Annotated in this window: 12 protein-coding genes and 1 other RNA gene; 5 read left to right on the plus strand and 8 right to left on the minus strand. The window is 34.0% G+C overall.

The genetic code is table 11. The features are described from left to right. Nucleotides 1-273: 273 nt before the first annotated feature. The 6 genes from ACOQFO_RS03460 to ssrA all read right to left on the minus strand — a co-directional run bounded on the left by ACOQFO_RS03460 (nt 274) and on the right by ssrA (nt 3,370). Nucleotides 274-939 (minus strand): conserved phage C-terminal domain-containing protein, encoded by a 666-nt coding sequence (locus ACOQFO_RS03460; RefSeq protein ID WP_421688311.1) that lies wholly within the window; start codon nt 937-939, stop codon nt 274-276. 104 nt (nt 940-1,043) lie between these two features. Continuing rightward, nucleotides 1,044-1,550: a DUF4435 domain-containing protein gene (locus tag ACOQFO_RS03465; protein WP_421688312.1), complete on the minus strand. Its 507-nt coding sequence runs from the start codon at nt 1,548-1,550 to the stop codon at nt 1,044-1,046. After that, nucleotides 1,551-1,772, minus strand: coding sequence for an AAA family ATPase (locus ACOQFO_RS03470; RefSeq protein WP_421688313.1), 222 nt, complete (start codon nt 1,770-1,772; stop codon nt 1,551-1,553). Next, on the minus strand, nt 1,769-2,566 hold the full coding sequence (locus ACOQFO_RS03475) for a hypothetical protein (RefSeq protein WP_421688314.1): 798 nt from the start codon (nt 2,564-2,566) through the stop codon (nt 1,769-1,771). Before ACOQFO_RS03475 ends, ACOQFO_RS03470 begins: the two co-directional genes overlap by 4 nt. 85 nt (nt 2,567-2,651) lie before the next feature. Further along, entirely contained in the window at nt 2,652-2,888 is a 237-nt protein-coding gene (locus ACOQFO_RS03480) for an AAA family ATPase (RefSeq protein ID WP_421688315.1), read from the minus strand. Nucleotides 2,889-3,108: 220 nt separating this feature from the next. Next, nucleotides 3,109-3,370: a transfer-messenger RNA gene (ssrA, locus tag ACOQFO_RS03485) on the minus strand. 363 nt (nt 3,371-3,733) lie between these two features. On the opposite strand from ssrA, the gene ACOQFO_RS03490 reads away from it, so the two are divergent. Together ACOQFO_RS03490 and ACOQFO_RS03495 are read left to right on the plus strand one after the other, a co-directional pair. Further along, nucleotides 3,734-4,183, plus strand: coding sequence for a tripartite tricarboxylate transporter TctB family protein (locus tag ACOQFO_RS03490; RefSeq protein WP_421688316.1), 450 nt, complete (start codon nt 3,734-3,736; stop codon nt 4,181-4,183). 29 nt (nt 4,184-4,212) lie between these two features. Beyond that, on the plus strand, nt 4,213-5,706 hold the full coding sequence (locus ACOQFO_RS03495; protein ID WP_421688317.1) for a tripartite tricarboxylate transporter permease: 1,494 nt from the start codon (nt 4,213-4,215) through the stop codon (nt 5,704-5,706). A 24-nt stretch (nt 5,707-5,730) separates the two neighbouring features. Here ACOQFO_RS03495 and ACOQFO_RS03500 read toward each other — a convergent pair whose 3' ends face one another. Together ACOQFO_RS03500 and ACOQFO_RS03505 are read right to left on the minus strand one after the other, a co-directional pair. Beyond that, nucleotides 5,731-6,414, minus strand: a complete 684-nt coding sequence (locus tag ACOQFO_RS03500; protein ID WP_421688318.1) for a response regulator — start codon at nt 6,412-6,414, stop codon at nt 5,731-5,733. Beyond that, nucleotides 6,411-7,997: a sensor histidine kinase gene (locus ACOQFO_RS03505; protein ID WP_421688319.1), complete on the minus strand. Its 1,587-nt coding sequence runs from the start codon at nt 7,995-7,997 to the stop codon at nt 6,411-6,413. The genes ACOQFO_RS03500 and ACOQFO_RS03505 overlap by 4 nt, the downstream gene beginning before the upstream one ends. Before the next feature lie 105 nt (nt 7,998-8,102). On the opposite strand from ACOQFO_RS03505, the gene ACOQFO_RS03510 reads away from it, so the two are divergent. The 3 genes from ACOQFO_RS03510 (at nt 8,103) to prpB (ending at nt 11,235) form a co-directional block, all read left to right on the plus strand. Further along, nucleotides 8,103-9,146, plus strand: coding sequence for an AbrB family transcriptional regulator (locus tag ACOQFO_RS03510; protein ID WP_421688320.1), 1,044 nt, complete (start codon nt 8,103-8,105; stop codon nt 9,144-9,146). Between the two features lie 114 nt (nt 9,147-9,260). Next, nucleotides 9,261-10,235: a tripartite tricarboxylate transporter substrate binding protein gene (locus ACOQFO_RS03515; RefSeq protein WP_421688321.1), complete on the plus strand. Its 975-nt coding sequence runs from the start codon at nt 9,261-9,263 to the stop codon at nt 10,233-10,235. Nucleotides 10,236-10,317: 82 nt separating this feature from the next. After that, nucleotides 10,318-11,235 (plus strand): methylisocitrate lyase, encoded by a 918-nt coding sequence (gene prpB, locus ACOQFO_RS03520; protein WP_421688322.1) that lies wholly within the window; start codon nt 10,318-10,320, stop codon nt 11,233-11,235.

The raw sequence follows: 11,235 nt of genomic DNA on the forward strand, positions 1-11,235 counted from the left end.
AAATAAACCCCATAGAAAGTTGTCGTTATTTGTTTATGTTCCTTCCTAATTTTAACTTTACCGTTAATTTATGTGAAATCCTTCCTATCCACTAATCAAACTAAACTATGAATATTCTTATTCTATAATAACCATAATTGTGTATTAAGATTCCTTTTTATCCTTTCCTATGCAAACCTGGGCCGAGGGGACGCTTTGGAAAAGGGTCGAGTAGTCCCACCCGCTATATGTTACGACCTATGCTCAGCCGCACTGCCTGTCCTCCTATTCCCTTTAATCTTCCTCCCCCAAAGTAAAATCTAGTTCGATTGGTTTTATTTCACGTATCCGCGCTGGTCTACGTTTTTCTTTTGCTTCGACTAAATAGTTCTCAAAGTTAGTGGGGCTAAATAATGTGCTCGGCCTTAAGTAAGTTTTCATTTTTGGATCACGTAGCCATTGTTTTACTTTGACATTAATTACATCTTTAAAGTCCTCTAGTTTGTAGCCTTCTTTTAATCTAGCATTAATGAACCTCTGGGTTGAAAGATTGTTAATGCGATAGTTTCGATTTGTTTTTTTGTTTAAGTACTCAATAACTTCTGCAACAACGTCGAGACTTTTCTCGACAATATGTTTTTTCTTTTTTATTTCTTCTTTAAATTCTTCTTTTATATATGGCACTTCTTTGTCCTCCAATTCTGGTACAAACTGGCCGACAATTGTAGAATCTTTTGTATTTTTGTTGCAGTCGTTTTGACTTACAATGGCATGAGAAATTTCTGAGTGAACTTCCGGGTGTTGTCCAACACCAACAAGGGTTTCACTGATGGGGTCATATTGCATACCTAGTTGACGATACAATTCCTCGTAATCAATTCGATACCATTTCGTTTTCATGACTTTAGCTGGGTTGTAGACATGGGTCGAAATAATGATGCGATCCTTTTCTAAGCTCAAAAAGCCTCGACTAATCGTCTTCTCCGAATAAAAAGGAAATTGCTTATGCCAATTCATGTACGTATGCCTGTACCAAGTATAACCGTCTTTTTTATAGGGCGAATTCAACAAACGATAATCTGTTTAGGTTTAAATGCCAATCCCCAATTATGTAAGTGGTTAGCTAGTTTCAATATCCCAATTTCTTTAGCAATATTCAATACAATATCCCTTACTTCTCTTCCATTCAAAAACTTATCTAATTTTTCATTTGTAACATAGGTATTTAATACTGTTTCTAATGCAGGAGATTCGAACATCATAACTTCACTATCATGATAATCAGTATAAAAGATATCCTCTATTAATTGATCTTCCTCCAAAATTTTATAAAAGTCAGAATCTACAATACCAATTTTTCCATTAAACTGTCGTTCATTTAATATATTTATTACCTCTATTACTTTTTGTTTCCCCCCCACCTGCGTAATGCCCACTGTATCACCAGTTTTTAAAAATTTATTATAAAGATTAAAATCTTTCGTACCCTCTACAATTATATATAACCCTTTAAATGTGGTGTCTTGCATAATTGCATTTGCAGTTCTTTCAGGTGTCATATGCTCAAACATTTATTCCACCCCTTTTAATTCAACTTTCAAATCCCAGTTATTTGAAATAATATCTGGGGAATGTGTTGCTATTAGAATATCTAGTTTATTTATTTTGTGAATCTCCTTCAAATCTGAAATAAATTTATTTTGCCATGAAATATGTAATGATATTTCTGGTTCATCAATTAAAATTAAAGAATTAGGACTAGTATTAAATATTAAATGATAAAATAATATCAACTCATTTTTTCTCCAGAAGAGAGTTGTTCCAGTGGAATTTCTCTATAATTATCTCCCTCTTTAAGTACTGTAGATTTAAAGGAAAACCCCTCCTCTTTATTTACGAATAACTTTTTATGGTTAAATCTTTCATTTATAATTTTTAATAACAATCTAATTTTTTCTGCTATTTCATCAAATATACTTAATTTCTCAAAGCTATCTTTAACATATAACTTCAGAACATTTTTCACTGTATCTTCTGGTTTATCTATTAAAAGAAGATCTGAATTTTTATCAGTTTCCACTAAACCAACTTCATCAAGTAGACTACGTTTATCCTCTAATGCTTTAAGTTCATCATTCAAATCAACCTCTGATACGTTACGATTTCCTCTTTTCAATTCGTTTACTAGTCTATTAGGGTATGTTCTATCTAACTTGGAAGACAACTCTGTTGACTCAGTTAATTTTTGTTTAATTAATTCAGTTAACTCTCTTGAAAATTTTTTAACAGTTTCAATAGGGGCTCGATCAGGATTTTCAAAATTGAAAACTCGTTGCGTTTCGATTAAAGAAACTTGTACCCTCTCAAATCTTTCAATAAACCATAAAGGTAGATCAAGATCTTTTAAAAAAATATTATTATATCTTCTGTAATTCCCACCGAATTTCTCAACTATTTCTAATGAATTATAGAGTTCACCGTTATATCTATGTTCCCATGTATCACTACCCACTCGTCTTAAAGTATTACTCATTCTTGCAATACTCAACGCTTCTCTTCTAATTGCATCTGGAGTATATACATCCAATTCTAGTAAAAATGCTTCTTCTTCTTTTAATTCTTTTCCTTTTTGACTAATAGAAAGCGAAACTTCTCTTTCTTTAGATTCATTCTTAAAGATTTATTTCCCAGAAAACATTATCTTCAAATTTAAATATAAAACTATCATATTCTACGTTTGTAAGCTTATAAAATTCGCCTTTAAAAAAAGCCTCTACCATTTCTAATATTTTCGTTTTCCCTAAACCATTCTCACCAATTACAATTGTTATTCCTCTATCAATATTTAGTTTGATATCATGATCAAATATTCCAAATAACTTTTTGATAGATATTTCCTTTAACCTCATTAAAAAAACCACTCCTTTAATAATAATTTATACTAATATTCATATTAAAAAATTAAGTATGCAGTAATTATAACCCAAATATTGATATATTTTACATTTATATAATTCTATTGGTATTTTAATCAACTTACACATTTTGCCCTGTGGAGTGGATATATTTTAAAATGAAGGTTTAGTTGTACAAGCTGGTGTAGGTTTTTGGCGTTCATTTTGTTCTTAATTATGGAGACGGCGGGAGTCGAACCAGCGTCCAGAAACTCCAATACTTAAACTTATACGCGTGTATTTTGCCAATTTGCATTTCTTACGCTCATTTGCCGACAAACAGGCGTCCTGTGCACTAGCTAGGAAATCTCTTGGCGGTGACTAAAGCGGCACCACCGACCGTATCCCACTAAAGTTGAGCCCAACGTAGTCCACATGGGCGATGGACAGGCTGAGCGCTAAGAGACTCGAAACGCCACACCTAAGATAATTTCTACTATATAATAAACCAGCTTGGATGATTAAACTAAGCTAGTTTCACTCATTTATGGAGACCTCGGTAGTCTCTACCACAATTACAGACTGAAATGCCCCTATAAAAATGATTCCTCCTAAGTCGTGATATAACTTAGTACGACCTCCATTAAGTACACGATTCAATCTAGCAAAGTATCTACAACAAAAATCGATTCTAAGTAGTATCCTCTCACATACTCCCTTTCCCTAATCCCCATAAATTTTATGAACAAAATGATTTTTTTGTTGTTTTTATTTTTTATATTGAAAACGGTTACAAATTTATTTGCAGCAATTAGTATTTTAAATACATTACATATCTGGAGCTAGAAAGGAGGACAATTATGACACTCGCAAGACTGATCGTTCCATCTATTTGTATTTTGATAGGTGTCGTTTACTTAATCATGACATTAACTTTACCTGCTGCTCGGCTTGGGGATGCTGATGCACCTAAATATTTCCCTATGATCGTTGCGATTTTCTTTATCGTGATGAGCATTGTGTATTTTATTAAAGAATTTTTAGCTCATTATGAAGTTAGTGAAGATGTAAAGAAAGTATTTAAAAAAGATACTTTAATCTTAATAATCGCAACGCTTGTATTTTCACTAATATACACTTTAATTTTTGAGCGTTTAGGTTACTTAATTTCAACCATTTTATTCTTAGGTGTACTTTTATTCTTAGTTAATGGTAAAAACAAATGGCTTACAAATATTCTCGTGTCTGTTCTATTCAGTATCGGGACTTGGTACGTATTCACACAATTATTAGATGTAAGTTTACCATAATCATATGATTTCAAATTGGAGGTGAAAGTATGGATTTACAAGGATTATTAGAAGGTTTTCTAACCGTTATGCGACCTGAAAATTTACTATATGTAGTATTCGGTGGATTTTTAGGGACTATTGTAGGGATGCTTCCTGGGCTTGGACCTGCTACTGCTATCGCAGTATTAATACCGATTACATTCGGGATGGACCCAATTAGTGCCTTAATTTTAATGGCGACAATTTATTACGGGGCGATGTATGGTGGATCTTTAAGTTCAATTTTGATTAACACACCTGGAGATGGATCTGCAGTAGCTGCAACATTCGACGGGTATCAAATGGCTAAACAGGGGCGTGCAGGACAAGCGATTGCTATTACAGCAATTGGCTCATTAGTCGGTGGTGCATTCGCAGTATTCGGCTTCGTTTTATTAGCAGAGCCATTAGCAGGTTTTGCGTTACAGTTTGGTCCAGCTGAGTATTTCTTATTAATGCTATTTACATTATCAGCCGTTGTATCCTTATCGATGGGGAATATTATTAAAGGTTTCATCTCAATGGGAATCGGTCTGATTATTAGTACAGTTGGAATTGACTTACAAAGTGGTGTAGACCGTTTCACATTTGATAACGTTTTACTATCAGACGGGATTGATTTCCTAGTTGTTATTATCGGTATTTATGCTGTCGGTGAGATTTTGTACAACTACTTAACAATTAACAATCCATTAGAGCAAAAAACAAAATACGGAAGAGTATGGATTTCGAAACAAGATTGGAAGGATTCAAAATGGGCGATGTTCCGCGCTTCTCCAATCGGTTTCTTAATCGGTATTTTACCAGGTGCGGGTGGCTCGATCGCCTCATTAATGTCTTATACGACTGAAAAGCAATTATCGAAACATCCAGAGAAGTTTGGTAAAGGTGCTATTGAAGGTTTAGCTGCTCCTGAAACTGCGAACAACGCTGCTGCAGTTGGTGCGTTCGTTCCATTACTTACAATGGGTATTCCTGGTTCTGGTACTACAGCTGTAATGTTAGGAGCCCTAATTATGTTAGGGGTAAAACCAGGTCCATTATTATTTGAAAGCGATCCAAATATTGTATGGAGTTTAATTAATGCTCTGTTCTTCGGTAACATTTTCTTATTTTTAATTAATATTTTCATGGTTGGAGTTTTCGTAAAAGTGCTAGATATACCAGCACGTGTCCTGTATCCAATCATCTTAATATTAGCATTCATCGGAGCTTACACGATGAACTATGTCATCATTGATTTCTATATTCTATTAATCTTCGGAATTGTAGGATTGATCATGAAAGTGTTGGACTTCCCAATTGCACCGCTCATTTTAGCAGTAATTGTCGGTTCTGAAATGGAACAGAATTTCAGAAAAAGTATCGTTGCGTCAAAAGGAAGTATAGATATTTTCTTTAGTTCACCGATCGCGATTACTTTAGTAGTGTTAATCGTTCTATCATTAGTGTATCCAATTTACATGTCCTACCGACAAAAGAAACGTTTACAATCTCAATAAGATAAAAGCTGATACGATTAAGTATCAGCTTTTAATAAACTTCACAATATATTTTCGTTCTGGTCTTCCGACGATACCATAAACGAGCTCTGCTTTAATCTCGTTTGTTGATACTAAATACTCTAAGTAACGTCGGGCTGTTGTTCTTGAAACGCCCATTTTTTCTGCCATTTCTTCTGTTGTAATGTAGTCTGCAAAACCTTTTAAAATATTGCGAGCGTTTTCAAGAGACAGTGGGTCAATTCCTTTAGGATATTGAGCTTTTTCTGTATGTACTTCCTTATTAAAAATGGAATCGATAAACCCTTGATCGATTTCAACTTGATTTTCCATCAGCATTTTCTTTTGAGCATAGCTTTGAATTGTTTGCTCTAGTTTTTCAAATGTTAATGGCTTAATGAAGTAGTACAATACACCATATTTTAAACATCGCTCAACATGATCCTTCTCCGTAGAGGCACTAATAACAATTATATCAATCTTAGGAAACTGACTACGGATTTCTGGAATCAGCTCAATACCAAGTTTATTTGGTATGTAAATATCGAGTAAGATTAAGTTTACTTCATTATTCTTTTGAAGAAAGTTTATAACTTCATCACCCGAACCGACAGTACCAATGACATTTACTCCTTTTATTTTGTTAAGTAACTGTTGATGGATGGAAGCGATTCTAAAATCATCCTCAACGATTAACACTTGTATCATAGTATCACCTCATTTAGTTTTGGTATTTTTGGTATCGAAACAGTAAAGATTGTTAGTTGTTCTTGATTTAACTCAATGACACCATTATATTTTTGAACAATTTTTTTGACATTGTATAGTCCGAAACCGTGGTCCTTCTCTTTTTTCGATGATATACCCTTTTCAAAAATATTTTGGATATTATCAAATTTTATGCCAGGACCATCATCAGAAATTTCAAATATTATGTCGGTTCCTATGTCACTTGCAAAAAACGTTACCACTCCTCCAAATGGGTTAACGGCTTCAATGGCATTGTCTATTAAATTGCTTAATAAAACGATCAAATCATTTTGATCTATATGTTCAATTGGAGAATCGATATAGCTATTTTCATCAATGTAAAATTTAATTTTCATCTCTGATGCTTTTGCAAGCTTGCCTACAAGAATTGCTTGAATATTTTTGTCTTGTATTTGGTTAAATAATATTTCATTTTGAATATCTTGTTTGTTCGATTGTTTTTGGATTAACTTAACCGCTTCATCATACTCTTTAAGCTGTAGTAATCCAGAAATGGCATATAGCTTATTTGTAAATTCATGGGTCTGCGCACGTAATTCATCTGAATATGTTTTTATTTCTTTATAGGCAGTTAAAATTTTTCGGTACTCAGTAATTTCCGACATCGTCAATACTGTCCCAAGCGTTTCGTTTTTCTCAACAATTGGTGTAACGTTTAATAGAATATACTTCTTATTTAAAACTCGTTCTTCGTTGAGACGATATAATTTATTTTCTTGAAGAAGTTCTTGAATAAATTCATCAATAAGCACATCAACAGATTGTGAGCTATCGTTTGATTCAAAAATTTTGTAAGCTGCATAGTTAATAAGCGTAACTTTATTTTCATTGTTTAGCGAGATGATTCCTTCATTTACAGATTGCAGGACAGAGTTACGAGCCATATATAAGTTCGTAATTTCTTCTGGTTCTAAACCAAGCGTTTTTTTGCGGATATGTTTTGCAAAGAAATACGAAAGTATGAAACCGAGCACTAAAATACCGAACGTAAACCAAATGAACGGAGTCATTTCCTTTAAAAACTTGTAAATTACTTTCTGTTTATCGAACCCAATCGTTACGACACCAGCGACTTCTTTTGTTTCTGACATAATCGGTGCTTTCGCTAAGATCATTTCTTTATTATCAATGACTTCCTTGACAATATAGTTACCACCAAAGACTAGCGCCATATAGTTGTCGTCGTTTAAATAAGGGTCGGTTTCATTGAAGTGAACATCTTCATTTACTTCAATTTGCAAGCCATCTCGGTATTCGAGTAGGATCAGGTCTGCGTCGATTTTGTCTTTTATACGTAACACATTGGCAGATTTATTCCATTTAAAGTTTTTAGATTGAGTATCCAAATGTGAAATTAGTCCAAGGGCATTCGCAGATTGTAATGCGATACTTTCTGTCTCATCAAACGTCGACTCTACTTCAAACTTTATGAAGAAGATAGAAAAAATAATCGTAATTAATAGAATAAGTAACGTGGTCATTAGTATCATTTGATTTTGTAAAGACCATTTTTTCAACATTTTACTCACCTAATTACTTGTTTTATATCAGAAATTTGTACGAACCTATTTAATAGTATTTTTATATTATCTTATAAAATCTAGTTTTTTCAAAGGGTGAATTTTTTGAAAATTAAAATTCTCTGTATGTTTGTAGTGGCAATTCTCTTTTCTTATTTCCTAGAATTGATTAATTTCCCTGCTAACTGGCTACTTGGTTCATTAATTGTAGGGATGGTTTTCTCGTTAACTTGGGGGAATTTCAATATACATCGCAACGTTTTTAAAGGTGGTCTAGTTTTATTAGGGAGTAGTTTTGGAATTAGCTTATCGTTATCTTTCTTTTCCATGTTGGCTGGTTATACGTTACCGATGATTGTGATGATGGTGTTAATTTTAGGGGCGTTTGTCCTAGTCACATTCATAATGTATAAGAATAGTAACTTAGATTTACCAACAGCTATTTATTGTTGTATTCCTGGCGGGGCTTCTGAGGTAATTGGAAGTAGTAAGGATGCTGGTGCTGATGAAAGTACCGTTGCAGCGTACCATTCACTTCGTATAGTTATGTTCGTCTTATTAATACCAATTATTTTAGGGGTTAGTATTCCTACTCCACCCCCTACTGATTTTCTATTAGCTTTTCAATCTATTCAGTGGCAAGCGATTCCTTTTATTATTTTTATATTAGGAATTAGTTTCTATTTAGATAAAATATCCCCTATTCCTTTAGGGATTTTATTTATCGGAATGATTGTAAGCTTTGTGATTAATATTACATTCAATCTGCATATGGAGTTTCAGCTTATACCCATTATTGGACAGATTATTTTAGGAACTTTAGTTGGTCAAAAGTTAACAAGAGTAGCTTTGAAGAATATTAGAGCAGCAGGACCGATTATCATTATTTGCTTAGTTATATTTTTAGCGATTAGCTTTCTTATCGCCTTTATATTTTCAATGATGTCAGGTTTAAACTACTCAGTAAGCCTTTTAGCAACGGTACCTGCTGGTGCAGCGGAAATGTCATCTACCGCATTTGCTTTAAACCTTGACCCAACGACAATCGTTGCAATTCATACGGTTCGAGTGATTACTATTTTCTTACTCTTACCATTCATACGGATGTTTACTTTGAAACATGTTCCTGAAAAACAATGTGTTACGTGAACTTTATGAATTTAATTATTTTAATTTAGAAAACGGTTACATTTCTTGTTTCATCATTTAATCTAGCAATAAGAATATAGTTTATATTCGAAACAATTAAGGGGGAAATGAATAATGAAAAAAAGTTTGTTATTTTTCATCGCTGCGTTAACTCTAATTCTCGCAGCATGTGGCGGGGGAACTACTAGTGGAAGCTTCCCATCGAAAAACATTGAACTTGTGGCACCGGCAACTCCTGGTGGGGGATGGGATATGACGGCTCGTACAATTCAAAAAGCACTACAAGAAAATGATATTGTTGACCAAAATGTAACGGTCACTAACAAACCTGGTGGTAACGGTGAAGTTGGTTGGCAATACCTATCATCAAAAGATGCTCATACTTTAGCAATTAACTCTAGCTTACTTATTACAAACCAACTTTTAGGTCAAAGTGATTTAACATATGAAGATTTCACACCTTTAGCGATTTTATCAACTGAATGGATTTCAGTTGCAGTTAAAACTGATTCTGAATTCGAAAATGCTAAAGAAGTAATGGAACAATTAAAAGAAGATCCATCTTCATTAAACATTGCTGTTGCTCCTGGTCTAGGAAACAATGACCACTTAGCATTCGTTCGCGCTGCAAAAGAATTTGGTGTTGATGTAACAAAATTAAACTTTATGGTTTATGAATCTGGTGGAGACGTAGTTACTGCACTTCTTGGTGGCCACGTAGATGTTGCGACAATGGCTGTTTCTGAATCAAAAGAACAACATTTAGCAAAAAAATTACGTATTCTTGCTGTAACAGCTGACAAAAAAATTGAAGGCTTAGAGGATGTTCCTACTTGGACTGAGCTAGGTGTAGAAATGGTATTCCCACATTGGCGTGGTGTAATGGGTCCTGCAAATATGACAGAAGAACAAATTGCTTCATGGGACGCTTCATTAAAAGCTGTAGTTGAATCAGACACTTGGAAAGAAGTAATTGCAAATAATGGCTGGACTTCATTCTATAAAAATAGTGCTGAAACAAAAGAATTTTTAGCTGAACAAACGAAGATGTACACTGAATTATTAACTGAATCAGGATTAGTAGATTAATAGACACAACTTAATAAAAATTACGAATCTCCTTTTTTATCACTTTGATAGAAAAGGAGATTTTACAAGGAGGAAATATTTTATGACGTGGTTAGTGGAAAAACAACATTCCCAAGAGCAATTAGCTGAAACGTTTTTAAACTTAGCAAAATCACCATCGATTACAAAAATCGCTGGTGCACATGATGGAATGGCTGGGTTAATAGCCCGTAATACAGGTTTTGAAGCTTTGTATTTATCTGGCGCTGCATTAACTGCAAGTAAGGGATTACCTGATTTAGGCATTGTTACTTTGGATGAAGTTGCAAGTCGTGCCCAAGAAATTATTCGTGCGACAAATTTACCTTTATTAGTCGATATCGATACTGGTTTTGGTGGTATTTTAAACGTTGCGCGAACTGCTCGTGAACTATATGAAAAACGAGTGGCAGCCGTTCAAATTGAAGACCAAGACTTACCAAAAAAATGTGGCCATTTAAACGGAAAATCTTTAATTTCTACGGAGGAAATGGTCCAAAAAATTAAAACGATTAAGGAAATCGCCCCTACTCTAGTTATTGTTGCTAGAACAGACGCGCTAGGTGTTGAAGGTGAAGAGTCTGCACTAAACCGTTTACAGCGTTACATCGAAGCAGGAGCTGATGTTTTATTCCCTGAAGCATTAACGTCTGAAAAGCAATTCCGTGATTTTGCTGCTGCATTAAATATTCCACTCCTTGCAAACATGACAGAATTCGGAAAAACTCCTTACTACACAGATAAGCAATTTGAAGATTTTGGCTATTCCCTTGTTATTTACCCTGTTTCTTCTCTTCGTGTAGCCGCGAAAGCATATGAATTGTTGTACAGTGAAATTTTAGAAAAAGGAACACAAAGTGGCGTATTAGATCAAATGCAGACACGTGCACAATTATACGAAACGATTAAACTGCATAGCTATGAAAATTTGGACAATAAAATAGCTAAAACAATTCTTCCTGTAATTCCTGAAGAGGGGTGA

The organism is Ureibacillus sp. MALMAid1270, assembly GCF_049202975.1.
Classification (GTDB): domain Bacteria; phylum Bacillota; class Bacilli; order Bacillales_A; family Planococcaceae; genus Ureibacillus.